At 62.3% G+C, this 23477-nt stretch carries 24 protein-coding genes and 2 tRNA genes; 11 read left to right on the forward strand and 15 right to left on the reverse strand.

What is annotated here, in order from left to right; translation table 11 throughout:
* Positions 1–520 precede the first annotated feature (520 nt).
* The 3 genes from C8C95_RS23715 to C8C95_RS14930 all read right to left on the reverse strand — a co-directional run bounded on the left by C8C95_RS23715 (position 521) and on the right by C8C95_RS14930 (position 2063).
* Entirely contained in the window at positions 521–667 is a 147-nt protein-coding gene (locus C8C95_RS23715) for a hypothetical protein (protein ID WP_158274175.1), read from the reverse strand.
* Positions 664–1308: a helix-turn-helix transcriptional regulator gene (locus tag C8C95_RS14925; protein ID WP_116749085.1), complete on the reverse strand. Its 645-nt coding sequence runs from the start codon at positions 1306–1308 to the stop codon at positions 664–666. The genes C8C95_RS23715 and C8C95_RS14925 overlap by 4 nt, the downstream gene beginning before the upstream one ends.
* A 131-nt stretch (positions 1309–1439) precedes the next feature.
* A complete protein-coding gene (locus tag C8C95_RS14930; RefSeq protein ID WP_116749086.1) occupies positions 1440–2063 on the reverse strand; it encodes a helix-turn-helix transcriptional regulator in 624 nt (207 codons plus the stop codon).
* Positions 2064–2492: 429 nt separating this feature from the next.
* Between C8C95_RS14930 and C8C95_RS14935 the strand changes: the two genes are divergently transcribed.
* Together C8C95_RS14935 and greB are read left to right on the forward strand one after the other, a co-directional pair.
* A tRNA-Arg gene (locus tag C8C95_RS14935) sits at positions 2493–2569 on the forward strand.
* 79 nt (positions 2570–2648) lie between these two features.
* A complete protein-coding gene (gene greB / locus C8C95_RS14940) occupies positions 2649–3215 on the forward strand; it encodes a transcription elongation factor GreB (protein ID WP_116749087.1) in 567 nt (188 codons plus the stop codon).
* Positions 3216–3286: 71 nt separating this feature from the next.
* Here greB and C8C95_RS14945 read toward each other — a convergent pair whose 3' ends face one another.
* The 4 genes from C8C95_RS14945 to C8C95_RS14960 all read right to left on the reverse strand — a co-directional run bounded on the left by C8C95_RS14945 (position 3287) and on the right by C8C95_RS14960 (position 7443).
* Positions 3287–5566, reverse strand: a complete 2280-nt coding sequence (locus C8C95_RS14945) for a bifunctional (p)ppGpp synthetase/guanosine-3',5'-bis(diphosphate) 3'-pyrophosphohydrolase (RefSeq protein ID WP_116749088.1) — start codon at positions 5564–5566, stop codon at positions 3287–3289.
* Between the two features lie 97 nt (positions 5567–5663).
* On the reverse strand, positions 5664–5867 hold the full coding sequence (rpoZ, locus tag C8C95_RS14950) for a DNA-directed RNA polymerase subunit omega (RefSeq protein WP_005794722.1): 204 nt from the start codon (positions 5865–5867) through the stop codon (positions 5664–5666).
* Positions 5868–5883: 16 nt separating this feature from the next.
* Complete coding sequence (gene gmk, locus C8C95_RS14955) at positions 5884–6504, reverse strand: guanylate kinase (protein WP_056060545.1); 621 nt, start codon at positions 6502–6504, stop codon at positions 5884–5886.
* Between the two features lie 36 nt (positions 6505–6540).
* Complete coding sequence (locus tag C8C95_RS14960; RefSeq protein ID WP_116749089.1) at positions 6541–7443, reverse strand: YicC/YloC family endoribonuclease; 903 nt, start codon at positions 7441–7443, stop codon at positions 6541–6543.
* Positions 7444–7533: 90 nt separating this feature from the next.
* Between C8C95_RS14960 and C8C95_RS14965 the strand changes: the two genes are divergently transcribed.
* The 5 genes from C8C95_RS14965 (at position 7534) to hemW (ending at position 12305) form a co-directional block, all read left to right on the forward strand.
* Positions 7534–8550: a serine/threonine-protein kinase gene (locus C8C95_RS14965; protein WP_015012787.1), complete on the forward strand. Its 1017-nt coding sequence runs from the start codon at positions 7534–7536 to the stop codon at positions 8548–8550.
* An 82-nt stretch (positions 8551–8632) separates the two neighbouring features.
* Positions 8633–9535, forward strand: coding sequence for a PP2C family serine/threonine-protein phosphatase (locus C8C95_RS14970; RefSeq protein WP_056747320.1), 903 nt, complete (start codon positions 8633–8635; stop codon positions 9533–9535).
* Positions 9536–9660: 125 nt separating this feature from the next.
* On the forward strand, positions 9661–10395 hold the full coding sequence (gene rph / locus C8C95_RS14975; RefSeq protein WP_108497687.1) for a ribonuclease PH: 735 nt from the start codon (positions 9661–9663) through the stop codon (positions 10393–10395).
* Positions 10396–10444: 49 nt separating this feature from the next.
* The gene (rdgB, locus tag C8C95_RS14980; protein WP_116749090.1) at positions 10445–11044 is read left to right on the forward strand and encodes an RdgB/HAM1 family non-canonical purine NTP pyrophosphatase; all 600 of its coding nucleotides are present in this window, start codon (positions 10445–10447) and stop codon (positions 11042–11044) included.
* A 13-nt stretch (positions 11045–11057) separates the two neighbouring features.
* Positions 11058–12305: a radical SAM family heme chaperone HemW gene (gene hemW, locus C8C95_RS14985; RefSeq protein WP_116749091.1), complete on the forward strand. Its 1248-nt coding sequence runs from the start codon at positions 11058–11060 to the stop codon at positions 12303–12305.
* An 82-nt stretch (positions 12306–12387) separates the two neighbouring features.
* On the opposite strand, the gene C8C95_RS14990 is transcribed toward hemW, so the two are convergent.
* A complete protein-coding gene (locus tag C8C95_RS14990) occupies positions 12388–12723 on the reverse strand; it encodes an I78 family peptidase inhibitor (RefSeq protein ID WP_108497684.1) in 336 nt (111 codons plus the stop codon).
* 337 nt (positions 12724–13060) lie between these two features.
* Here C8C95_RS14990 and C8C95_RS14995 point away from each other — a divergent pair, with 337 nt between their 5' ends.
* Positions 13061–14812: a sensor domain-containing diguanylate cyclase gene (locus tag C8C95_RS14995; RefSeq protein WP_116749092.1), complete on the forward strand. Its 1752-nt coding sequence runs from the start codon at positions 13061–13063 to the stop codon at positions 14810–14812.
* Positions 14813–15188: 376 nt separating this feature from the next.
* Complete coding sequence (locus tag C8C95_RS23720) at positions 15189–15362, forward strand: hypothetical protein (protein ID WP_165836546.1); 174 nt, start codon at positions 15189–15191, stop codon at positions 15360–15362.
* A gap of 52 nt (positions 15363–15414) precedes the next feature.
* On the opposite strand, the gene C8C95_RS15000 is transcribed toward C8C95_RS23720, so the two are convergent.
* Positions 15415–16014 (reverse strand): hypothetical protein, encoded by a 600-nt coding sequence (locus C8C95_RS15000; RefSeq protein WP_243415698.1) that lies wholly within the window; start codon positions 16012–16014, stop codon positions 15415–15417.
* A 499-nt stretch (positions 16015–16513) separates the two neighbouring features.
* Between C8C95_RS15000 and C8C95_RS15005 the strand changes: the two genes are divergently transcribed.
* Together C8C95_RS15005 and C8C95_RS15010 are read left to right on the forward strand one after the other, a co-directional pair.
* Positions 16514–17551 carry a dienelactone hydrolase family protein gene (locus C8C95_RS15005; protein WP_116749093.1) on the forward strand — a complete coding sequence of 346 codons (1038 nt, stop codon included), beginning with the start codon at positions 16514–16516 and terminating at the stop codon, positions 17549–17551.
* Between the two features lie 65 nt (positions 17552–17616).
* Complete coding sequence (locus tag C8C95_RS15010) at positions 17617–18723, forward strand: serine hydrolase domain-containing protein (protein ID WP_243415699.1); 1107 nt, start codon at positions 17617–17619, stop codon at positions 18721–18723.
* A gap of 229 nt (positions 18724–18952) precedes the next feature.
* Here C8C95_RS15010 and C8C95_RS15015 read toward each other — a convergent pair.
* The 6 genes from C8C95_RS15015 to ureC all read right to left on the reverse strand — a co-directional run bounded on the left by C8C95_RS15015 (position 18953) and on the right by ureC (position 23408).
* Positions 18953–19040, reverse strand: a tRNA-Ser gene (locus tag C8C95_RS15015).
* A gap of 19 nt (positions 19041–19059) precedes the next feature.
* Positions 19060–19740, reverse strand: a complete 681-nt coding sequence (gene ureG / locus C8C95_RS15020) for an urease accessory protein UreG (protein WP_056060569.1) — start codon at positions 19738–19740, stop codon at positions 19060–19062.
* Complete coding sequence (locus tag C8C95_RS15025; protein ID WP_116749095.1) at positions 19737–20447, reverse strand: urease accessory UreF family protein; 711 nt, start codon at positions 20445–20447, stop codon at positions 19737–19739. Before C8C95_RS15025 ends, ureG begins: the two co-directional genes overlap by 4 nt.
* 10 nt (positions 20448–20457) lie before the next feature.
* Positions 20458–21123 (reverse strand): urease accessory protein UreE, encoded by a 666-nt coding sequence (gene ureE, locus C8C95_RS15030; protein WP_116749096.1) that lies wholly within the window; start codon positions 21121–21123, stop codon positions 20458–20460.
* A gap of 75 nt (positions 21124–21198) precedes the next feature.
* Positions 21199–21678 (reverse strand): GNAT family N-acetyltransferase, encoded by a 480-nt coding sequence (locus C8C95_RS15035; RefSeq protein ID WP_116749097.1) that lies wholly within the window; start codon positions 21676–21678, stop codon positions 21199–21201.
* Positions 21679–21689: 11 nt separating this feature from the next.
* Positions 21690–23408 (reverse strand): urease subunit alpha, encoded by a 1719-nt coding sequence (gene ureC, locus C8C95_RS15040; RefSeq protein WP_116749098.1) that lies wholly within the window; start codon positions 23406–23408, stop codon positions 21690–21692.
* Positions 23409–23477: the final 69 nt, after the last annotated feature.

Raw genomic sequence — 23477 nt, forward strand, 5'->3', positions numbered from 1 at the left:
GCCTCTGTGTGTGGTGTTGATGGGGTGACCTCGGCCGGGTCTGCTGCGGGGCGCTGTGGACCTGCGTCCAGCCCACCGCGCGTGATGAAAACCGTGCGGGGGTCCTGCCAGGTCAGGAGAAAACCGGCAGCGCGCCAAACGGCCACGTAGCCGTCGAAGCACTGAAGCTGGCGGAAGCGCTTGCACCGGCCATCGGGTAGCGTGGCCCTGGCGATCCACCCGCCGCCGTCTGCCTGATCCACCGCCCTGGCGGACCTGGTTCCCTCCCCCCCCGCATGCACTGGCGTGCAAGCGGGTGCCCCGGTCGGCGCCTTGTGGCGCCACGTCTGGGCAGGGCGGGGGAATGCGAAGGCACCCTGTTCGGCATTGAAGGGGGCCGCCTGGCTGCTGCGCGCGCGACGGTCGCAGTCGTTGCGCGTAGGCCAGTCGGTGCCCGCTGCTGTCTGCGCGACCGCCGCAGACGCAACAGACCCGAAACCCGCATCAGAACTGGGTTTTGACGGTTCTGACCGCATCAAAATCACCGTCCGGTGGTCTGATTGCGTGCTGTCGGATCGCTCTTGGACGCAAGCGCCAGCATCAAAAGCAGCCCGATCACGCCAGCGGCCAAGGCTGCGCCCTTGCCTGAGCCAGCCACCATCGAGATAGGCGTGGTGAAGGTGTTCATGCTGCCTCCGCTTCGGCATCGGCAGGGTCAGCCTCGGGCAGCAGATCGGCCAGTGGCGATGCCGCCAGGTAGCCCGACAGCCAGTCCCCCATGGTCTTGGGCTGGGCACCTTCGGGCAACTTGCGGGCGATGTTCCGGCCCTGCAGCATCAGGATGGCCACGTAGTTCAAGGCCAGCAGCGCGAAGATTTCGCGGATCGCGTTCTCGGTGGTTTCCGAGAATTCGCCACCGAAAAAACCCCCCTTGGCGAACTCGGTGTTCAGGATGTCGCCCACCTTGAGGCGGTTGGCCTCGATCAGATCGGTGAGCTTTTCCACCTGGGCGGCGGGCACATCCTCAGACAGCAGGATGGCAGGGCGGGTGATGCGCTTGACCATGCCTCCCAGACCATTCAGCAGCTCTTGGTCGCTGGCCTCTTGCTCTTCGGGGAAGTCCTCGCCCTGTTCTGCATATTCAGCTTCAAGGTAGCTGCGGAGCAGGGCTTGCTCTGAGGGTTTGAAGTTTCGCTTCCCGTTGCGAAACTCGCTGATGTAGGCCTTTGACAGGCCGGAACCCTCTGCAATTGCCGCAACCGTCAGGTTGAGGTCTTTTGCTGCTTGCTGCAGCTGTTCGGGCGTGACGCCCCTTTTTGATGCACTCATACGATTCCTTCGTCATTCCGCGAAATGCATCATTGCGAGATTGCAATGTATTGTTTCGAGGATGTGCGAAGAATACCGCTTGCAATTTTTAATTGCAAGAGTGAAATGAAAAATTGCCTATCGCGAGTGTTCTAGCGTTGCTTGCGTAGCTCGTCGGCCATATCGAGCAGTAACTGATTGGCTCGTTCTTGGGCGCCCTGATCAAACTTCTTGTTCGTTCCGCGAGCTAGATCAACCAGCAGGCGCATCGCAGCTTCGGCGTGACTCAGGTGCGCGCTTGCCAGCACGTAGGCCATCCAGGCATAGCCTTCAGGCTCTGAACGGGAGAGCATCCCGTACCTCTGGTAGTCATTGCTTTCGTGAAATGGCGCATCGTCGCCATAGATCAGATAGTTAGGCGTGATCGTGAGAGCTTCGCAGAGCAAGCGAATTTCCCGGGGGGAAGGGCGGTTGGTGCCCGATTCGTACAGTGAAAGAACTGCACGAGAGATGCCTTTGTCTTCAGAGTCGAGACTGCGAGTTAGATCGGCCAGATCGCCCTGCGTTAGATTTTTTGCTTTGCGGTTTTCTTGAATCCGCTGCCCAAGATCATCTTCTGGCGCACTGCGGAATCTGCCGGGTTGCCTCGTTCCGGGCGGCTGTCGCTTGCTCCTTTCCCCTGCTTCTATCGCTAAAGCGTCGGCCTGAGCCGCTAACCCAGCAAGGCTATCGAGGGCTGAACCTTGAGGTTGTTGAGGGGTCTTGCGAGTCACCATCGTGGCAGTTTACAGCGCGAGCCTATCTGCCAAACAAGCCGCGGTTCTTGGGGAGCCGCGATCCTCTACAACTCTTTGTGAACGCAAGCACCAGAGCGCTCTGCGGCCATGGCAAGCCGCATTCTTTTGTAGATGGCGGCGTGTGCCAAAGCGTTGTTGGGCCAGAGTTTCCGGGCAGACTCATAATCCTTTGGTCGTTGGTTCAAGTCCAACACGCCCTACCACCCTCGCTTGCAGGGTGAATCCATCAAAAAACGATGTGTTTTGTGATCCAAATCGCTCAGTTTGTTTTTGGAGCCTTCATCGTGCATTACAATCTCGGCTTGCGTTGAATTGACTGTCTGTTTGCATGGCCTGATTCAGGAAAGCAATCAGAAAGAAAGCAAATTTCAAGGGTCGCCAAGAAATCATGCTATAATTCGAAGCTTAGCGGCTGTAGCTCAGCTGGATAGAGTACTTGGCTACGAACCAAGGGGTCGTGGGTTCGATTCCTGCCAGCCGCACCAATGTTTAAAGCCTGCAATCGTGAGATTGCAGGCTTTTTCATTTGTCCAGGCGCTTTGCGCTGATTGGAGAGTTCTGGCAATGAGCAAGGCTTTTACCAAGGAAACCGACAGTGCTGACGATGACGAAGGATTGGCACTACCTCCTTTGCCACCGGGCGGCAAAAACTACATCACCCCGTCTGGGTATGCGCGTCTAAGGGCGGAGCTGTTGGATCTCATCGACAACGAGCGGCCGAAGATCGTGGATGTGGTGCACTGGGCTGCCAGCAATGGAGACCGGTCTGAAAACGGCGACTACCTCTACGGCAAGAAGCGTCTGCGCGAAATTGATCGGCGCATCCGTTTTTTGACCAAGCGGCTGGAGATTGCCGAAGTGGTGGATCCCAGTTTGCATGCAGGCAGTGAGCAGGTCTTCTTCGGGTCTACCGTCACCTACTCGGACGACGAGGATGGTGAGCGCACGATCACCATCATGGGCATCGACGAGGCCGACAGCCGTATGGGTCAGGTCAGCTGGATTTCACCTGTGGCTCGGGCGCTGCTGAAGGCGCGCGTTGGGGACGAGGTGCATTTACCCACGCCGGGCGGAGTGCGCCATTTGGAGGTGGTGGAGGTGCAGTACCCGCCTCGTAGTGTCGCTACGTAACCCGTTCGCACACAGACGCCGAGCTGCGCGTCTGTTGTATCGACCTCGGGGCTTGGTGCTTTGCCGAGGTTTCAGGGTTGTGGAGTAATCCTGGCTGCACGCAGCACAGCCTGTGTGCGGCGCAGGTTGCGCAATGCCAGCTCGAGATGGGCCTGATCGCGAACCGCCACGATGAATCGCAGATCCGTGGTGTCCAAGGCTACCTCATCGTCCATGTCCACGTGGGTGATGTCGGCCTCTGAATTGGCAAGCTCCGCTGCCACGCGCGCCAGCACTCCCTTGCCGTTGTTCACGGTGACGACCACGCCCGTTTCGAACATGCGTGTGGGCTCGTCCGACCAGTCCACGGCAATGAACCGTTCGCTGTCTTTATGCTGAAGCCGTTTGGCAACACTGCAATGTGCGTTGTGCACCACCAGCCCCTCACCACGGCCCAGATAACCGACGATGCTGTCGCCTGGCACGGGGCGGCAGCAGGTGGCGTATTGCACGGAAGCATTCTCGCTACCGTCCAGCGTAACGGCCCCTTGCGACAGGTTTTCGTGGGATGTGTAGCGCTCACGGGTCATGAGCAGGGCGTCCGGACGGTGGCCATGCTCTGACATCAACACCATGAGCCGTTTGGCGACGATGCTGGCAATGCGTTTGCCCAGACCCAGATCGGTCATCAGCTCGCTGCGCGTGCGATTGCCGGTAAAGCGCAGCAGTTTGTCCCAGAGCGGTTGGGTCTCGGCGTTGACGGGGGGCAGTTGCTCGAGGCCTTCCGCGCGAATCGCCTGGGTCAGCAGTTTTTCGCCCAGCCCTTCGGACTCGGTTTGGGCCAAGGTTTTGAGGTAATGACGGATCTTGGACCGCGCGCGACCCGTACGCACAAAACCCAGCCACGCAGGATTGGGTGTGGAGACCGGGGCAGTGATGATCTCGACCACGTCACCGTTTTTCAGTTCCGTGCGCAGCGGGACCTGCTCGTTGTTGATTTTCGCGGCGGTGGTGCGGTCGCCCACATTGCTGTGAATGGCGTAGGCAAAATCCACGACGGTAGCACCACGCGGTAAGGCCATGATCTGGCTCTTGGGCGTGAAGACATACACCGCATCGGGAAACAGGTCTACCTTGACGTGGTCCCAAAACTCCGCCGCATCCCGCGTTTCGTTCTGGATGTCCAGCAGGGACTGCAGCCACTTGGTTCCCAGTCGCTCAGCGGCCGTGCCTTCTCCGTCCTGGGCCTTGTACAGCCAGTGTGCTGCCACGCCGGCTTCGGCAATCACATGCATCTCGTCGGTGCGCATCTGGAACTCAATGTTCACGCCCGAAGGGCCAACCAGCGTGGTGTGCAGCGACTGGTAGCCGTTGAGTTTGGCAATAGCAATGTGGTCTTTAAACTTGCCGGGCACCGGCTTGTACATCTGGTGCAAAACACCCAGGGCGGTGTAGCAATCAGTCACGGTGGGCACGATGACCCTGAAGCCGTAGATGTCCGTCACCTGGGCAAAACTCAGGTGCTTGAGGTCCATCTTTTGATAGATGGCGTACAGCGTTTTCTCGCGCCCGGCCAGGCGCACCTTCATACCGATCTTGGAAAAGGCGGCATCCACTTCCGCCTGCACTTTTTGAACCAGATCGCGCCGGCGGTTGCGGGATTTGTTGACCGCTTTGGCCAGCGTGGCGTAGCGCCAGGGGTGCAGGTGCCGGAAGGCCAAGTCCTGCAGTTCGCGATAGGTCTGGTTCAGGCCGAGGCGGTGGGCGATAGGGGCATAGATTTCCAGCGTCTCGGACGAGATGCGGCCCCATTTGCTGCGCGGCATGTCCGACAGCGTACGCATGTTGTGGGTGCGGTCGGCCAGCTTGATGAGAATGACGCGCACATCCCGCGCCATGGCCAGCAGCATTTTGCGAAACGACTCGGCCTGGTTTTCTTCGCGGGTGTTGAACTGGAGCTTGTCCAGCTTGGTGAGGCCGTCCACCAGCTCGGCCACGGGGGCGCCAAACCGGTCGATCAGGTCGGCCTTGGTCACACCGCAGTCTTCCATGGCGTCGTGCAGCAGCGCCGCCATCAGCGCCTGGGCATCGAGCTTCCACGCCGCGCACTGTGCGGCGACCGCAATGGGGTGGGTGATGTAGGGCTCGCCACTGTTGCGCAATTGCCCCAGGTGGGCTTCGTCGGCAAAGCGGTACGCCTGGCGCACCTGTTCGATGCTGGTGGCGTCCAGGTAGTCCAGGCTGTCGGTCAGTGCGGCGAAGCTGGCCGCAGCCGCATTGGCGGCCGCAGCGGCTGCCGAAAGATTGCCTGTCGGGGCCGGTTCACCGGGCCGGGGCTGCGTTGCAGAAGGTGAGTTGAGCACCGCGTTCATGCCTTAAATGTAGCGCGGGACAGCGCCAGAGGACTTTTGGGCAAAAAAAAGCACCGCTGGCGCGGTGCTTTTGGATGGGCTTTGCCCAGAAAAACGTTCAACCGGGAACCTTCTTGAGCATCTCCAGGCCCACTTTGCCTTCGGCGATCTCACGCAGGGCGGTCACCGCTGGCTTGTTGCGGCTTTCGATGCGGGGAGCGTGGCCCTGGCTCAGCATGCGGGCGCGGTACGTGGCGGCCAGCACGAGCTGGAAGCGGTTGGGGATCTTTTCCAGACAGTCTTCTACGGTGATGCGTGCCATCGTTTACTCCGGGGATTCAGGTGATATTGAGCGACTGGAAGGTGTCAGCACGGGCGCGGCGCTGGGCGGCGTACTTGAGTCGCTGGGCGTGAACTACGGCTTTCAGGTCGAAAAGCGCGCGCTCAAACAACTCATTGATTATAACGAAGTCGAATTTGCTGACCTGAGCCATCTCGATGGCAGCATTTTTGAGGCGTACCTCGATGACATCCGCAGAGTCTTCGCCCCGCCGCTCCAGCCGCGATCGCAGTTCTTCCCAGCTGGGCGGGAGGATGAAAACCAGCACCGCATTGGCAAATGCCTGCTTGATCTGCAGTGCGCCCTGGAAATCGATTTCCAGAATCACATCTGAGCCCTGGGCAATGCGCTCTTCGATGGCTTTCTTGGAGGTGCCATAGCGGTTGCCGTGCACATGGGCCCATTCGACAAACGCGTTGCCTTGCACCATGGCATCGAACTCGGACTCCGACGCGAAGAAGTATTCGCGGCCATGCTTTTCCTGGCCGCGGGGCGCACGGGTGGTGTGCGAGATGGAGGGGTGGACATGCGAGTCCAGCTCCAGCAAGGCCTTGACCAAGCTGGACTTGCCGGCACCACTGGGTGCTGCCACGACGATGAGATTTCCTGGATAGTCCATGGTTGATGTGCGCCAGGCGCTATCAAAAAATGAGTGTTATTCGATATTTTGCACTTGCTCGCGCATCTGCTCGATCAGCACCTTCATGTCCACGCTGATGCGGGTGAGGTCGAGCGCGGCAGATTTGGAGCCCAGCGTGTTGGCTTCGCGGTGGAGTTCCTGGATCAGGAAGTCCAGGCGTTTGCCCACTTCGCCGCCTTTTTTCAGCAGGCGCTCGATTTCATCCAGGTGCGAATCCAGCCGCGTGATCTCTTCTGCCACGTCGATGCGGATGGCAAACGCCGTGGCCTCGGTCAATGCGCGGTCACGGGCAGCCTCGGGGAGGGTAGAGCCGTCGGTGAGGGCCATCGCCTCTTTCCAGCGCTCCATGAAGCGCAGGCGTTGCTGCTCCACCAGCAGCGGAACCATGGGGACCGCCTGTTCGGCCAAGGCCCGCAGCTGCTTGACGCGATCCAGCAGCATGGTCGCGAGGCGCTTGCCCTCACGTTCGCGGGCGGCCAGTAAGGTGGTCAGGGCTTCTTCGGCGAGGGCCGGAACGGCTTCGCTCCAGTCCTCGGTGCCCGAATGTGCATTGGCACACAGGCGCAAGGCGTCGGCCACGGTGAGGGGGGCTGCGCTGGGCAGCCAGGCCCTGACGGAGTCCTGCAAAGAGTTGAGCCGCTGCAGCAGTCGTGCAGGCGGGTCTTGCAGGCTGTTGCTGTCGTCGGTGTCGAGGGCGGCTCGCACTTCGACCTTGCCGCGTTTCAGGCGCGCTGTGAGCAGGCTGCGCAGCGTGGGCTCCATGGCGCGCAGCTCGTCAGGCAGGCGAAACGACAGGTCCAGAAAGCGGCTGTTGACGGATCGGATTTCCAGTCCCAGCCGGCGCGTCTGGGGGGCGCGGGCGTCGGTTTCAGCGCCAGTGGCAGATGCGCCATGCTGTGCGCTGGCGTATCCGGTCATGCTGTAAACTGGCATTGGACTTTTTGATGGTTGCTTGCGATCCGGCGATTATCCGGGTTCCGCCTTACCCCCGAATCATCTTCGCAAAATATGTCAAAAATCAAACCGGCCCCCTTGCCGCCCGATACCGCAATTGGCGGTTACCGTGTGGTGCGCCGGTTGTCCTCCGGTGGTTTTGGTGTGGTCTATCTGGCCCTCGACGCCGAAGGCCAGCAGGTGGCCATCAAGGAGTACCTTCCTTCCTCCCTGGCGACTCGCGCTCCTGGTGAGTTGCTTCCGAAGGTGCCGCCCGAAAAGCTCTCGCTGTACCGCCTGGGGCTCAAGAGCTTTTTTGAAGAGGGCCGCTCGCTGGCCCAGATCTCGCACGCCTCCGTGGTGAGCGTGCTCAATTTCTTCCGCGAGAACGAAACCGTTTACATGGTGATGAACTACCTGGAGGGTGCGACCCTGCAGGACTTCATCATCACCGCCCGCGACCTCAAGACACAGAAGGTGTTCCGCGAGTCCACCATCCGCTCGTTGTTCGACGAAGTGCTGCGCGGCCTGCGCATCGTGCACCAGCACAAGATGCTGCACTTGGACATCAAGCCCGCCAACATCTTCATCACCGACGACAACAAGGCCGTGATGATCGACTTCGGCGCGGCGCGCGAGGTGCTGAGCAAGGAAGGCAACTTCATCCGCCCCATGTACACCCCCGGCTTTGCTGCGCCCGAGATGTACCGGCGCGATTCGCAGATGGGGCCGTGGACCGACATCTACGCCATCGGCGCCTGCATTTACGCCTGCATGCAGGGCTTTCCGCCCAACGAGGCGCCGCAGCGCGTGGACAAGGACCGCCTGTCGCTCGCCCTGACCAAGTTGCGTGGCGTGTATTCCGACAACCTGATCGAGGTGGTGGAGTGGTGCATGGCGCTTGACCCGCTGTCCCGCCCCCAGTCGGTGTTTGCCTTGCAAAAAGAGCTCAGCCGCGAAGGTGAGCGCCGCTACACCAAGCTCACGGTGGCCGAGAAGATGCGGCTGCAATTGGACACCCTGGTGTCTGACACCAAGAAAAATGTGCAGAAGGTGGGTGAAGCCACCGGTATCGGAGCCAAGCCCAAATGAACCAGACGCACGCAATGCGGGTTCGGGCGAGGTACATGTCCACGGATGGCGCCCGGGTGCATCCTTGTTTGCGTGAGTCCTTATGAAGTTCTCGGTATTCCAGATCAGCCGCCGTGGCGGCCGCGAGAAGAACGAAGACCGCATGGGCTATTGCTACACGCGCGAATCGGGCCTGTTTGTATTGGCCGACGGCATGGGTGGCCACCCTGAAGGTGAAGTGGCTGCGCAGATCGCGCTGCAGACCATCTCGGCGCTGTTCCAGCGCCAGGCCAAGCCCCAGCTCAAGGATGTGCAGGAGTTCCTGTCCGGCGCGTTGCTCGCGGCACACCACCAGATCCTGCGCTACGCCACAGAGAAAGGCATGCTCGACACACCGCGCACCACCTTGGTCGCGGCGGTGTTGCAGGCCGGTACCGCCACCTGGATCCATTGCGGAGACTCGCGCCTGTACATGGTGCGCGATGGCGATCTGCTGACCCGTACGCGGGACCACTCGTACATGGAGTTGCGCAACACGCCGCCCCCTGGTCTGGACAAGATCAACCGCAACGTGCTGTTCACCTGCCTGGGTTCCCCCACCAAGCCCATTTACGACATTACCGGCCCTGTGTACCTGGAGCAGGGCGACCGCATTCTGTTGTGCTCAGACGGCCTGTGGGGCACGCTCAGCGACGAAGACATCGCCAAGCAGCTGGGCCGCAACACCGTGTCGCACGCTGTGCCCGAGCTGGTGGAAGATGCCCTTCGCAAAGCCGGGGACAGCAGTGACAACGTGACCGTGGTGGCTCTGGAGTGGGAGACGCCAGATGCGTTCGAGTCCACCCAGGGGGTGTCCACGGACAGCATCAGCGACGACGTGTTTGCGTCCACCATCCAGGCGGGCCCGCTCGATGGGCTGGTGGATGACCTGGACGATGCGGCCATCGAGCGGTCGATCGCCGAAATCAACGAAGCCATCCGTCGCTCTGCTGCCCGCAAGGCCTGAACTGCCATCGGCGCTGTGGGTTGCATCCAGGCTCCCTCCATGCGAATGCATGGAACCAGGTTTTTTCGCCTTCCATCGCCCACCTCATGACGCAGGTGGGCGACCCGCTCCATACAGAGAATCACATGACCACCTTCATCCGCACCGGCAACCGCGCCGCCAACCAACTGCGCCCTGTGCGCATCACGCGCCACTACACCATGCACGCCGAAGGCTCGGTGCTGATCGAGTTTGGCAACACCAAGGTGCTCTGCACCGCCTCTGTGGAAGAGCGTGTGCCCCCGCACAAGCGCGGTAGCGGCGAGGGCTGGGTCACGGCGGAGTACGGCATGCTGCCGCGTGCCACCCATACCCGCAGCGACCGCGAGGCCGCACGGGGCAAGCAGACCGGCCGCACGCAGGAGATCCAGCGCCTCATCGGCCGCAGCCTGCGCGCCGTGTTTGACCTCCAACTGCTGGGCGAGCGCACCATCCAGCTCGACTGCGACGTGATCCAGGCCGATGGCGGCACGCGCACCGCCGCCATCACGGGCGCCTGGGTCGCGGCCCAGGATGCGGTCAACCAGCTGCTGGCCAGCGGCAAGATCGCCCAGTCGCCGCTGCTGCAGCCCGTGGCGGCGATCTCGGTGGGCATCGTGCAGGGCACGCCGCTGCTGGACCTGGAATATGTGGAAGACGTGGATTGCGACACCGACATGAACGTCGTGATGACGGGCGCAGGCCACTATGTGGAGGTGCAGGGCACAGCCGAAGGCGTGGCCTTTACCCGCGCCGAGATGGACCAACTGCTGGGGCTGGCTGAACAGGGCATCGCCCAGCTGGTGCAGCTGCAGCAGCAGGCCCTGCAAAATACTCCTTAATTGATAGCTGCTTGCGCATATTTCACTAGCGCTTGCGGCCATTTTGACCATGAAAATTGTTCTGGCATCCAATAATCGCGGCAAACTGGCCGAGTTACAGGCCATGTTTGCGCCCCTGGGCGTGGAGCTGGTGCGGCAGGCCGAGCTGGGCGTGGGTGAGGCCGAGGAGCCTTTCCGCACCTTTGTCGAAAACGCCCTGGCCAAGGCACGGTTTGCATCCGAACACACGGGCCTGCCGGCGCTGGCCGACGATGCCGGCATGTGTGTGGACGCTTTTGGCGGCCTGCCGGGCGTGGACACCGCGTATTACTGCACCCAGTTCGACTACGAGAAAAGCGACGACAACAACGTGCGCGCGCTGCTGGAGCAACTGCAAGGCGTGACCAACCGCCGCGCCGCCATGGTCAGCACCCTGGTCGCCGTGCGCAGCCCGCAAGACCCGGAGCCGCTGATCGCCGTGGGCCGCGTGGTGGGCGAGATCACCACCGAACCCCGGGGCAGCAACGGCTTTGGCTTCGACCCCGTGATGTTTATCCCCGAGTTCGGCAAGACCTTTGCCGAGCTGCCTGTGGAGGTGAAAAACGCCCACAGCCACCGGGGCCGATCGGCCGCACAGATGCTGGCGCTGATGCGCGAACGCTGGTTGTAGAAGGGCGCTGACCGTGGTTCATATTCCGATCACGCCACAGGCCGAGGCCGAATCTGCCGTGGTGCGCGACATCCAGCACTACATGCGTCCGGGCCTGTTGCAGCTGCCCAGCCTGCCGCCCCTGTCGCTGTACGTACACCTGCCCTGGTGCCTCAAGAAATGTCCGTACTGCGACTTCAACTCGCACGAATTTCGCGCGGATGCCACTGGTGGCGAGGTGCCCGAGCAGCGCTACATCGATGCCCTGATGGCCGACCTGGAGGCCGCGCTGCCCCTGGTCTGGGGGCGGTCCGTGCACAGCATCTTCATCGGCGGCGGCACGCCCAGCCTGTTTTCGCCGGCAGCCATCGACCGGCTGATCGGCGACATCCGCGCCCGCCTGCGGCTGGAGCCAGATTGCGAGATCACGATGGAGGCCAACCCCGGTACGTTCGAGAAAGACCGTTTTCGCGCCTTCCGCGCGGCGGGCGTCACGCGCCTGTCGGTGGGGGTGCAGAGCTTTAACGACCAGCACCTGAAGGCCCTGGGCCGCGTGCACGACCGTTCCCAGGCGATGGCGGCGGTGGAGGAGGCCGCTGCGTCCTTCGACACCTTCAACCTCGACATCATGTACGCCTTGCCGGGCCAGACGCTGCCAGAGCTGGGGCAGGACCTGCGAACGGCGCTGGCCTTCAAGCCGCCGCACATCTCCATCTACCACCTCACCATCGAGCCCAATACCTACTTCGCCAAGTTCCCCCCGGCCATCCCCGAGGACGACCAGGCCTACGCGATGCTTGACCGCATCACCGAGATGACGGGGCAGGCGGGCATGGCGCGGTACGAGATTTCTGCGTATGCGCAGCCGGGCCACCAGTGTTTTCACAACACCAACTACTGGCAGTTTGGCGACTACCTGGGCATCGGCGCGGGTGCGCACAGCAAGCTGAGCTTTGCGCACCGCGTGGTGCGGCAGGTGCGCTTTCGGGACCCCGCGCGCTACATGGACAACGCCCTGGCAGGCCATGCCGTGGCGCAGGACGACGAGGTGCGCCGCGCCGATCTGCCGTTTGAGTACATGCTCAACGCCCTGCGCCTGCGCGAAGGCTTTGCGCTGCAGGACTTCATGGCCCGCACAGGCCTGCCGTTGACCGCCATCGCCAAGGGCCTGGAGGCCGCCGAGCGCAAGGGCCTGATCGAGCGCGACATGGCGCGTGTGCGGCCCACCGAGCGGGGCTTTGACTTTCTGAGCGATCTTCAGGAGCTGTTCCTGGCGGACTGACGGAGGCTCCGTCAAAGCCGGTTTGTGATCTCCCGGGAGATTGTTGGCAGGCCCTCAGGCCAGTCAGCAGCCGGGGGCAAGCTCAGCCACACTTTGCCGCAAGGATGCGGCCATTGCCGTCTACCTCCAGGTTCAGCCGCTGGGTGTCGTATTCCTTGGTGATGATTTGCCCTGGGCGCAGGATGCGCGCCGTCTGCGCGCCCGAGCGCTGCCGTGCAGACTCCACGATCGATGCCGTGCTGTTTTGTCCCACTGCAAACTGCGCGGGCTGGGCATTGCACATGCCTCCGGGCGCCGCGCCTGTCGGTGCCGTGCTGGCGGGTGGTGCGGGTGTTTGTCCGTAACCCGCACACCCCGTCACAGCTGCTCCCAGGGCCAGGCAACAGGCGACGGCAAAAGGGGTGGTTTTTTTCATCATGCGGCTCGCTCCAGGGTACAAAACACCCACCATAGCGGAACGCAGGCGCGACAGGGTTCCGGTCACGCTATGGATCAGTTTCCAGCCGTAACGACGACGGGGCCTGGCATCCGCGCTGGTCTCGGTTGATTCTTGACTTGCATCAAGGTTTTGTGGTGCTGGCACAACATAAACCGCTGCCTTCAACTTGTCCGTGGCCCTCAGACGGTTTGCTGTAAGTACGGTTCCGCACAATGAAACGACCGGCGCTGTGCGTCGGCGTTGGCAGACCCCTTGCCACCTGGGCCAGTGTGTTGCACGGGCTTGTGCTGACAGTGCCGTATCCAACCTCCTGACCATGCCTGACGCTTCTCGCCTCCGCCTCATCCGTGCCCTGGGTGACACCCTGGATGGTTTGGACGTGGCGCTGTGCGCGTTTGACGACAGCGACCGCACGGTGGCCTGGAACAGGACCTTCTTCAAGTTCTTCCCGGAGCACGAGGGGCATGTGTACGAGGGCGAGCCCTACGAAGCCAACCTGCGCCGCTTCTATAACCAGCGGCTCGATGCCCAGGAGCTGCCCAACATCGAGCGCTACATCACCGCCGGGGTCGAGCGCCACCGGGCGCAGACCCGCCCCTACAGCTTCGATCACCGGGGGCTGCGCGTGCATGTGTCGTCGTTGCCCATTGAAGGCGTGGGGCGGGTGCGCGTGTGGCGTGCCGAGGCGCTGCCGGCGCAGAGCGCGCAAGCCACGCTTGCCACGCCGGCCGAGGCCGACATCCATGAGCCCGGCTACCTGCGCAGTCCGCTGTTTGAAAGCTCCGAACTGTTTGACCGCATTCCCGATGGGCTGATGATCTGCGCCGAGGATCAGCGCATCCAGTGGGTCAACCAGCCCTTTATGCAGATGTATAGCCTGTCGGACCGTACGGCTGCCGCGGGTAAAGCGTTCGACGAGGTGTACCGCCACGTCTGGTCCGTCGAAGGCCAGGGAGATATGGCGCCTTTTTACGACGGCCTGTCGATCTTGCAGGAGCACATGCGTTTTGCGGGGGCGCCGTTTGAGGTGCCCTTGCCCCGCAGCCGCTGGAGCCGCGTCATCGCCAAACAGGGCAGCGACGGCACGGTGTTCTATGCCCATGTGGACATCACCGAACTCAAGCGCCAGCAGCGCTTGCTGGCCCAGGCGGAACGCAGCGCCCGCGACAGCGAGGCGCAATTACGCGAGAAATCCATCTTGCTCGAAGCCACGCTGGAAAACATGGACCAGGGCGTGGCCAAGATCAGTGCCGCCGGGGTCGTCGAGCTGTGCAACCGCCGTGCACTGGAGCTGCTGGAGCTGCCCGCCGAGCTGATGGCGTCCAAACCCACGCTGATGAATGTGCTGGCCTACCTGCGTGCTCGCGGTGAGTTCAAGGGTGCCTCCCAAGACATCCAGGACATGCTGCTGCACAGCAACGGTGGAGTCGATCAGCTGCAGGTGTACGACCGCCCCCGGCCCGACGGACGCATCCTGGAGGTCCAGACCGTACCCATCAAAGGCGGGGGAGCGCTGCGCACCTTTACCGACGTCACCCAGCGCAAGCAGGCCGAGCAGCAGATCCGCCACGTCGCAGAGCACGACGGCCTGACGGGCTTGGTGAACCGCACGGCCTTTTTGCAAGCGTTGCAGTCCGCCGCCACCGATGTGCACCGCCTGGGCCGTGGCTTTGCCGTGTTGTATGTGGACCTGGACGGTTTCAAACCCATCAACGACCGCTACGGCCACGCGGTGGGCGACCAGTTGCTGGTATGGGTGGCCCGGCAACTGACGCAGGCTGCGCGCGAGGACGACGTGGTGGCGCGGCTGGGCGGTGATGAGTTTGCGTTGTTGCAACGTGGGGTGTCCGACCGCGAAAGCGCCTACCGCCTGGCCGATCGCCTGGTGCAGGCGCTGGGGCAGCCCACCGAGATCGAGGCACACGCCCTGCAAATCGGCGCGTCCGTCGGTATCGTCCTGTCGCCCGGCGACGGAACCGAGGCCGAAGAACTCCTGCGCAAGGCCGATTCCGCGATGTACCTGGCCAAGGCCACGGGGCGGGGCTGCGCACGGATCTATGGCACTTGAGCGCTGGGTGAGCGGTACATTGACCCTATGACGGCCGCACGCTGCCAAGCGGTACGGGACCCGGGGACACACATTTCAGCCCTTGCGCGCGCCTCTGGAGGAATCGGCTCTGTCCTACATGCCCTCACGGGTCACCGTCCTAACATTGCCACGTCGATACCCCTCGACATCCCTCCCGCTTGCATCGTGCAAGTGTTAAGCCCGCAACCTGCGGGCTTTTTTTTGTCCGCCCTTCGGCATCAACATGGGGGTGAAAAAGCGACTGCGTCGTAGGTCTTTTGTCGAGCGGCAAAGCCCCGGCGCCCATCTGTTGGCACCATCACGGAATGGGTGATGTCGTCATCCTCCGGCCATCCCAGCGCGCTACATCACAAGAATGATTCTGTACAAACCCGGCACGCAATTTCTCTACAAAGGCAGAACGGTGAGCGTGGACTACGTCATCATCAAACGCACCGGTCTGTGGATTCGGTTGGCGCACAGCGAAGAGGTATGCCGCCCTGAAGATTTGACCCCCATCGCACCGCAGGGAGCGGGACTGGCGAGGTGAAAGAAAGGTCACACGCAGGGCACAGGCCCGGCGTGGCACCCCACCGAGAGGTCTACTTGAGCTGCTGGGACAACCACAACAGCCCCCAAACGATCGCCACCAGCTGAACCAGGTTGACGAAGAGCGCCGCCGAATGCACGCGGCGAAAGTGGTGAATCGCTCCGTCGCTACTCGCCTCGATCTGTGCACCGAGCTGCTGCATGGCTTGCAACAAGTGCTTGCGCAGCAGCGAGACGATGCAGGCATTGACCGCCACGCCGATTGCAAAGGGGTACCTGCCCCAAAGCGCATAACTGACAAACGCCCCCAGTGACGCCCAGAACGCGGCGCGGTAGTACACGTTGAAAAACCCCCGAACGAACCGCGCGTCCAGTGGGGTGTCGTGTTTCAGCGTAAGAAGCGGCAGACCGCCCATCAAGAAGTAGGCGGTGGTGACCAGCAGGGCCACCGTGAAAAAGAACGATGCGTAGAGGGCCGACGACAACATCTTTCTCTCCTCGACATGGCTAGTCACTTCAGGCCGCAGGCCCACACCCAATTTCTCCATCCTGCCGATGGATGCGGCAAGGTTCAGCCAAACACAGTCTAGGGGGCAGACGTTTTCTCGTAAATCGGGCGAGAGGTAGCTGGCCTCATCATGCAGTGCGCCCAAGACATCAAAGACCTAATGGTCAAGCTCACGCGGTACATGGCATACGTGAGGTTGTATACCCATCTACGATGGTCCGGGTACTCGCATTCGCAAGACCGAGAGTGCAAAGATCGCCGATTGCACCCCACAGTCACTCCACTTACATCTGCTCTGGCGTCACCGCTTGGAGCTGTACAGAGGGATTCCCCGATAGAGGGCTTTGCAGCCGCCTCTGCATACAAGCGCGGCTTTCAAGTCGGTACAGACGACACTGCAGCAAACTTCCTATTGCTCAACAAGTGCAACTACCGCTACGTTTTTTGGCCCTGTGACAGCGAGAATAGAAGCAAGGGAGCGTCGATCGAGTAGAGCGGCGAGCGCATTGACGAGCTGCGCTGTCATCGTGAGGCCATGTCTCACCTTGACCCGGTGCATGTTAACAAGATGCACCTGAGCCCAGACATCCGGGGGATCTCGCGGCCCTGTGCCGACAAACGTCTACGAAAGAACGAAGTCAAAAATGACAACAAGTGTTTGGTTTAGATCGTCCATCGCGGCGGCCTTAGCAGCAGGTTTCACAAGCGCAATCGCCGCGCCGCTATCAGACCTCAGTGCTGGTCAAACCGGCCGCATTGAGTTCACATCCTCCACCCCGGACCACCGCTGGGCACTGATCCGTGGCCGGTTGGGTACTGAAGTCACGGTCTACGGCGATCTGTTGATGCCAACTCAAGCGAGCAGCGGAAAGGTACCAGCAGTGGTGTTCTCGCATGGCAGTGAGGGCGTGAGTAGCCTGTACTTCGATGTGTGGGCCAAAGCGTTGAACAACGCAGGGTATGCCGTGTTCGTGGTGGACAGCTTCAAACCTCGTGGCGAGGACCGAGTGACCGGCCCCACAAAGCAATTGACTTGGAACACGGTGGCCAACACCACTGATGCTCTATATGCGCTCAAGCTGCTGGCAACCCATCCCCATATCGACAGCAGCCGTATCTTCCACATGGGTTGGTCACGTGGCGGGCAGGCTTTGCTGGATGCGGCATGGCCGACCTACCAGCAGCATGTGCTTCCCGCCAACTTGAAATGGGCCGGCAGCGTGGCGATCTACCCCGGCTGCAACATGCGTTACCGGGTGGATCACCACAGCAAGTTACCCGCACCAATATTTATGGTGCTGGGTGAGAAGGATGACATGACCTTGCCCAAGCCGTGCATGGAATTGGCAGATGAGTACGCCGCAGCAGGTAATCCGGTGAGCTACAAGATTTATCCGGGTGCCACGCACGTCTTTGACCGGCTCAACCAGCCATGGAGGAAGTACAACGAGGGCAACTTCAATCTCTGTTCCATGGACGTGCGAATGCCCTATGGCACGAATGACCGCAGCTGGGGGCCAGCTCAAGACAAGTATTCAGGAAAGACCTTTACGGACAACGCCGAATGGAACGCCTACGTACCAAAGTGCAGGCAGACGTCCTGGGTCACGGTGGAAAGTAACGAGAAGGCCCGAGAGCGGGCCGTAAAAGACGTTCTGGCGTTTCTGAAAGGCATCCAATGAAGCGCGCCGCCCAGCTTTCCCTGTGTCTGTTGACTGGTGCTGCGTTGGCCTTCTGCGCAAGCGTAATGGCTCAGGTCACTCCAGTGGCCGATGGCGGTGCAGCCGCGCCGGATGAATGGCTGCTGGCCAAGACTGGCCCGCGCTGGTTCCAGATCACGCAGCCCAGCCCCAACCCGAGCACGCTCAATACCCGCGCACCATCGGCCGGAGAAAAGGCCCTCGTGGATCGTGCGCGTGCCCTCGTCGGCCAAAGGCCCGCCAAAGCCTTTGCGCTGATGGATGGCAACACCGTTGTGTACTCTGCATTCAACGCCCCGGCCGATTCCGAATCCTTGTTCTTCGGTATGTCCATGGGCAAGACGGTCACGGCCATCGCAACCGGGCAAGCCATCTGCGCAGGCAAACTCACGCTGCAGTCCAAGGCCGGAGACGTGCTGCCGGAACTTCAGGGCAAGGCACTGGGCAATGCCACGGTGCATGATCTGCTGCGCATGGCATCGGGGGCGGCAGAGCAAAACGGCGACAGCACGATCTGGACGCCAGAGCAGACCAAGGACTGGAACCAGGGCCTACTGAACCTCGCAGAATTGATTGCGACGGATCGCATTGCCAAGGCTGCGCGTGGTGCGTTCTCTGAATACAAGCCCGGAGAAGTGTTCGCGTACAAGTCCACGGACCCCATGACGCTCGGCCTCATGGTCAGCCGCGCAACCGGCATGCCGCTGAGCCAGTGGATTCAAGAACAGGTGCTCAACCCCATGGGCGCAGCGCATCCGGGGCTGTACTCGCAAGACCGTGCCAAGAATGGGCTGGGGGACTCCGGCATGCGGCTGCGCATGGAAGACTGGATGCGGTTCGCCGTATGGGTGAAGGAGTCGTCCAAGAAATCAGACTGCTTCGGTGACTTTGTGAAGGCGGCGATGACCAAGCAGATCAGCAACGACCGCAATCCTGCGGCCCGCAAACATGGCCGGATGTTCGGTGGCTATGGCTACCTGATCTGGACGGAAAACACGACGGCACCGGGCACGGCATGGGCCACTGGATGGGGTGGTCAGCGCATTGGCTGGAACTACCGCAACGACCGGATGTTGGTGGTGTTCTCCAGCAGAGAGGCATGGATGCCGGAGGTGTATGAGCTTGCGCGCGATTGGGGAGAAGCGCAGCGCTGATCTGTTGGTCGAAAATCCGTTCGATGCCGAAGAATTCATCGTACGAAGGCAGACTTTAGATTGGCAGGACTGATGAGTTCCAGAGTCGCTGTTTTGGCGTTGGAATAGTTCAAATACCCCGCGCCAGAACGGCTGTGGCGTAGCTAGTTCAACCACCAACCAACCGGCAGAAATGATGGCCGGGAAAAAACAAATAAGCGCCCCGAGAGGCGCTTATTTGCTTACTAACTGGCGGAGACTGTGAGATTCGAACTCACGGACGGTTGCCCGTCGGCAGTTTTCAAGACTGCTGGTTTAAACCACTCACCCAAGTCTCCGGGAGGGAAGGCGCGAATTCTAGCCGACTGCGGGTGCTGATTTTTTCAGCATGCCCCGGGTCTCGATGAACTTGACCACATCGGCTACGCCAGCCAGGGTTTTGAGATTGGTCATCACAAAGGGCTTGAGGCCCTGGGCGTTGGTGCGCATGCGGGTGGTGTCGGCGTGCATCACATCCAGGTTGGCGCCCACGTGGGGGGCCAGGTCGGTCTTGTTGATGATGAACAGGTCGCTTTTGGTGATGCCAGGGCCGCCCTTGCGGGGGATTTTTTCGCCAGCGGCCACGTCGATGACGTAGATGGTGAGGTCGCTCAGCTCGGGGCTGAAGGTGGCGGCCAGGTTGTCGCCGCCGCTTTCCACAAACACGATGTCGGCGTTGGGGAACTCACCCAGCATGCGGTCGATGGCTTCGAGGTTGATGGAGCAGTCCTCGCGGATGGCGGTGTGGGGGCAGCCGCCGGTTTCCACGCCCAGGATGCGCTCGGCGGGCAGCGCGCCGCTCACGGTGAGCAGGCGCTGGTCCTCCTTGGTGTAGATGTCGTTGGTGATGGCGATGAGGTCGTAGTCATCGCGCATGGTCTTGCACAGCATTTCCAGCAGCGTGGTCTTGCCGGAGCCGACGGGGCCACCGATGCCCACGCGCAGGGGCGGCAGATTCTTGGTGCGGTTCGGGACGTGGTGCAGGTTGCTGGTGGTCATGATCGGAAGAGGCGGGAGTATTGGGTTTCGTGCAGCGCTGACAGGATGGCGAGCATGGGCGAAAAGGCCTGGCGCTCGCTGTCCATCAGCCCGATGGCATGGTCGGCTGCGGCTGGGATGGCATCGGCCAGCCGGGCCAGGATGCGCTGGCCGGCGCTTTGGCCCAGCTGCATGGATTTGAGGGCGGCCTGCACCATGTTCTCCGCCCAGCCAAAAGCGTAGGCCAGCAGGACGTCGCGCACGGGCGCCTGGGTGGTGGAGGCGGCCAGTGCGAATGCCACAGGGTAGGTGGGGGGTAATGCGGCCAGGTGGCGCACGGCGGGCATCAGGGTCTCGTCGCCCTGGTTCTGATTGCGCAGCCAGTCGGCCATCGATCGGCCCATTTGCTCGGTCTGCAGGCGCAGTTCGCTTGTTTCTCGGGTGTGCAGCACCCAGTCGTTGAGTTCGCGCACATGCGCCCAGTCGGCGCGCCGCCACGCACCCACGGCCTTGGCGATGAGGGCCATGTCGCCCCGGGCCTGGGTGATGTGGAGCTGGTCCTGCAGCCAGTCACCCACGGCGGTTTCGCTGGCGAGGCCCACGCTTTCAATGGCGCTCTCCAGCCCCTCGGAATACGAAAACCCGCCCACCGGCAGTGCAGGGGAGGCCAGCCACATCAGCTGCAAAAAGCTGGCGGCCGGCAGCGGCGTGGGGCGGTCCAGGCGCATGGGCGGTGGCTCAGTGGTCGTGGTTGCAGTTCGGGCCGTGCACGTGCCCTTGGGCCACCACGGGGATGGACGCCGTGCGGCCTCGGGCTGGGGGCGTGGCCGCAGCCGGTACCTCTGTGTGCGTGTGCCCGTGGTCATGGCCATGATCGTGCGCGTGACCATGCTCGTGGTCGGGATCGTGGCTATGGCCGTGACCCCCATGGTGGTGCCCGCCTCCATGCCCCGCAGCATAGGCACCGCCTTCGGGTTCAAACGGCAGGTTTTGCTCGTTCACGATGAGGTGCATGGCGCGCAGCATGTCGGCCAGCACGTGGTCAGGCTCGATCTTGAGGTGGTCGGGCTGCAGCTCGATGGGCACGTGGCGGTTGCCCAGGTGGTAGGCGGCGCGGGTCAGGTCAAACGGTGTGCCGTGGTGTTGGCAGTGGGTGATGACCAGCACCGGCTGCGGCGCTGCGATCACGCGCACCATGGAACCGTCTTCGGCCACCAGCACATCGCCGCCGCGCACCAGGGTGCCACGGGGCAGGAAGATGCCCAGTGCGCGTCCGGCCGAGTCGGTGGCCGCAAAGCGGCTTTTCTGGCGCACGTCCCAGTCCAGCTCGATGGTGGTGGCGCGCTTGAGCAGTACGGGAGCGAGGCCTTGGCCTTGGGGGAGAAGTTTGGAGACCTGGATCATGGCAAGAGGGAAGGGCGGAGCCGGAAAGGCGAGGTCAACATTGTGGCCCTGGCCGAAAGGCGATGCGCGGATGCGCTACAGGGCGCGGCTCATGTAGCGGCTGTGGGGATCGGGCCGGTAGCTGCCGAATGGTGCACAGTCGGTAAAGCCATAGCGCAGGTAGAGCTGGTGCGCGGGTTCAAAGAAGGGCTGGGTGCCCGTTTCCAGGCTGATGCGCTGGTAGCCCAGGTCCACCGCCTGGCCCAGGATGTGTTCCAGCACGGCCCGGCCCACTCCCTGACCACGCACGCTGGCTGCTGTGCGCATGGACTTGAGCTCGGCATGGTCGGCATCCAGGTGCTTGAGTGCGCCGGTACCCACCAGCTCGTCATCGCCGCGCCAGGCCGTCCAGAAGCGGATCTCAGACTGGCGCAGTTGCACCATGTCGAGCGCGTGCACGCTCTCCGGTGGTGAGGTGGCACGCATGTCCTTCAAATGCTCCTGCATGAAGGCTTCGATGCGGGGATCGGTCAGGTCGTCCAGGCGGATCCGCAGGTCTTGCAGCAAGGCGTTCATGGGAAGCGACCTCAGAACAGGAAGTAGCGCTGTGCCATGGGCAGCACGGTGGCCGCTTCACAGGTGAGCAGCTGGCCGTCGGCGCGCACGGTGTAGGTCTGCGCGTCCACCTCCATCTTGGGCGTGTAGCTGTTGTGCACCATGTCGCGCTTGCGGATGCCGCGGATGCTGCGCACGGCGGAAAGCGTCTTGCGCAGGCCAAAGCGCTCGCCAATGCCAGCAGCCAATCCTGCCTGCGAGACAAAGGTGAGCGACGTTTTGGCGATGGCCCCGCCAAACGCGCCAAACATGGGCCGATAGTGCACGGGCTGCGGCGTGGGGATGGACGCGTTGGGGTCGCCCATCGCAGCCATGGCAATCAGTCCGCCCTTCAGGATCAGCGCGGGCTTGACGCCAAAGAACGCGGGCTTCCAGATCACGATGTCGGCCCACTTGCCGACTTCGAGCGACCCCACCTCGTGGCTGATGCCGTGCGCAATCGCGGGGTTGATGGTGTATTTGGCCACGTAGCGCTTGATGCGCTGGTTGTCGTTGCGGGCCGTGTCGCCCTGCAAGCTGCCGCGCTGCACCTTCATCTTGTGCGCCGTCTGCCAGGTGCGCAGGATGACCTCGCCCACGCGGCCCATGGCCTGGCTGTCGCTGCTCATCATGCTGATGGCGCCCAGGTCGTGCAGGATGTCTTCGGCAGCGATGGTCTCCTTGCGGATGCGGCTTTCGGCAAAGGCCAGGTCCTCGGCAATGCTGGCATCGAGGTGGTGGCACACCATGAGCATGTCCACATGCTCGTCCAGCGTGTTGTGCGTGTAGGGCATGGTGGGGTTGGTGGAGCTGGGTAGAAAGTTGTCTTCGCCCACCACGCGCAGGATGTCCGGTGCATGGCCGCCGCCCGCGCCCTCGGTGTGGAAGGCGCAGATGCCGCGCCCGCCCACGGCGGCAATGGTGTTCTCCACAAAGCCCGATTCGTTGAGCGTGTCGCTGTGGATGGCCACCTGCGTGTCGGTGGCTTCGGCCACATCCAGGCAGTTGCTGATGGCCGAGGGCGTGGTGCCCCAGTCTTCGTGCAGCTTCAGACCAATGGCGCCCGCGGCGATCTGCTCGTGCAGCGCATCGGGCAGGCTGGCGTTGCCCTTGCCGAGGAAGCCGAGGTTCATGGGGAAGGCGTCGGCCGCCTGCAGCATGCGCTCCATATTGAAGGGCCCCGACGTGCAGGTGGTGGCCAGCGTGCCCGTGGCGGGGCCGGTGCCGCCGCCCAGCATGGTGGTCACGCCGCTGGCCAGGGCCTCTTCGATCTGCTGCGGGCAGATGAAGTGGATGTGGCTGTCGATGCCGCCTGCGGTGACGATGTTGCCCTCGCAGCTGATGACCTCCGTGCCGGGGCCGATGACGATGTCCACGCCGGGCTGGGTGTCGGGGTTGCCGGCTTTGCCGATGGCGGCGATGCGGCCTGCGCGCAGGCCGATGTCGGCCTTGAAGATGCCGGTGTGGTCTACCACCAGGGCGTTGGTCAGCACTGTGTCCACCGCGCCTTGTGCGTTGCTGCGCTGGCTCTGTGCCATACCGTCACGAATCGTCTTGCCGCCGCCAAACTTCACCTCTTCGCCATAGCTGCCGGCGCGCAGGGTGTGGTCGGCCTCGACTTCGAGAATGAGTTCGGTGTCGGCCAGGCGCACGCGGTCGCCCACCGTGGGGCCGAACATCTCGGCGTAGGCGCGTCGTCCAATGGTTGCCATGTGAGGGGTGCTCCGCAAGAACGGTTTAATATGTTTTTGATAGCTGCTGTGGCAATTGATACCAGCGCT

Origin of the sequence: Acidovorax sp. 99, from assembly GCF_003096455.1 — a bacterium.
In the GTDB taxonomy this organism is placed as follows: Bacteria; Pseudomonadota; Gammaproteobacteria; order Burkholderiales; family Burkholderiaceae_C; genus Acidovorax; species Acidovorax delafieldii.

What these genes read in the sequence shown, in the direction of transcription:
- C8C95_RS23715 (WP_158274175.1), bottom strand. Translation starts at nt 667, where the DNA reads ATGAACACCTTCACCACGCCTATCTCGATGGTGGCTGGCTCAGGCAAG.
- C8C95_RS14925 (WP_116749085.1), bottom strand. Translation starts at nt 1,308, where the DNA reads ATGAGTGCATCAAAAAGGGGCGTCACGCCCGAACAGCTGCAGCAAGCA.
- C8C95_RS14930 (WP_116749086.1), bottom strand. Translation starts at nt 2,063, where the DNA reads ATGGTGACTCGCAAGACCCCTCAACAACCTCAAGGTTCAGCCCTCGAT.
- greB (WP_116749087.1), top strand. Translation starts at nt 2,649, where the DNA reads ATGAGCAAGGCTTTTACCAAGGAAACCGACAGTGCTGACGATGACGAA.
- C8C95_RS14945 (WP_116749088.1), bottom strand. Translation starts at nt 5,566, where the DNA reads ATGAACGCGGTGCTCAACTCACCTTCTGCAACGCAGCCCCGGCCCGGT.
- rpoZ (WP_005794722.1), bottom strand. Translation starts at nt 5,867, where the DNA reads ATGGCACGCATCACCGTAGAAGACTGTCTGGAAAAGATCCCCAACCGC.
- gmk (WP_056060545.1), bottom strand. Translation starts at nt 6,504, where the DNA reads ATGGACTATCCAGGAAATCTCATCGTCGTGGCAGCACCCAGTGGTGCC.
- C8C95_RS14960 (WP_116749089.1), bottom strand. Translation starts at nt 7,443, where the DNA reads ATGACCGGATACGCCAGCGCACAGCATGGCGCATCTGCCACTGGCGCT.
- C8C95_RS14965 (WP_015012787.1), top strand. Translation starts at nt 7,534, where the DNA reads ATGTCAAAAATCAAACCGGCCCCCTTGCCGCCCGATACCGCAATTGGC.
- C8C95_RS14970 (WP_056747320.1), top strand. Translation starts at nt 8,633, where the DNA reads ATGAAGTTCTCGGTATTCCAGATCAGCCGCCGTGGCGGCCGCGAGAAG.
- rph (WP_108497687.1), top strand. Translation starts at nt 9,661, where the DNA reads ATGACCACCTTCATCCGCACCGGCAACCGCGCCGCCAACCAACTGCGC.
- rdgB (WP_116749090.1), top strand. Translation starts at nt 10,445, where the DNA reads ATGAAAATTGTTCTGGCATCCAATAATCGCGGCAAACTGGCCGAGTTA.
- C8C95_RS14990 (WP_108497684.1), bottom strand. Translation starts at nt 12,723, where the DNA reads ATGATGAAAAAAACCACCCCTTTTGCCGTCGCCTGTTGCCTGGCCCTG.
- C8C95_RS14995 (WP_116749092.1), top strand. Translation starts at nt 13,061, where the DNA reads ATGCCTGACGCTTCTCGCCTCCGCCTCATCCGTGCCCTGGGTGACACC.
- C8C95_RS23720 (WP_165836546.1), top strand. Translation starts at nt 15,189, where the DNA reads ATGATTCTGTACAAACCCGGCACGCAATTTCTCTACAAAGGCAGAACG.
- C8C95_RS15005 (WP_116749093.1), top strand. Translation starts at nt 16,514, where the DNA reads ATGACAACAAGTGTTTGGTTTAGATCGTCCATCGCGGCGGCCTTAGCA.
- C8C95_RS15010 (WP_243415699.1), top strand. Translation starts at nt 17,617, where the DNA reads ATGGCTCAGGTCACTCCAGTGGCCGATGGCGGTGCAGCCGCGCCGGAT.
- ureG (WP_056060569.1), bottom strand. Translation starts at nt 19,740, where the DNA reads ATGACCACCAGCAACCTGCACCACGTCCCGAACCGCACCAAGAATCTG.
- C8C95_RS15025 (WP_116749095.1), bottom strand. Translation starts at nt 20,447, where the DNA reads ATGCGCCTGGACCGCCCCACGCCGCTGCCGGCCGCCAGCTTTTTGCAG.
- ureE (WP_116749096.1), bottom strand. Translation starts at nt 21,123, where the DNA reads ATGATCCAGGTCTCCAAACTTCTCCCCCAAGGCCAAGGCCTCGCTCCC.
- C8C95_RS15035 (WP_116749097.1), bottom strand. Translation starts at nt 21,678, where the DNA reads ATGAACGCCTTGCTGCAAGACCTGCGGATCCGCCTGGACGACCTGACC.
- ureC (WP_116749098.1), bottom strand. Translation starts at nt 23,408, where the DNA reads ATGGCAACCATTGGACGACGCGCCTACGCCGAGATGTTCGGCCCCACG.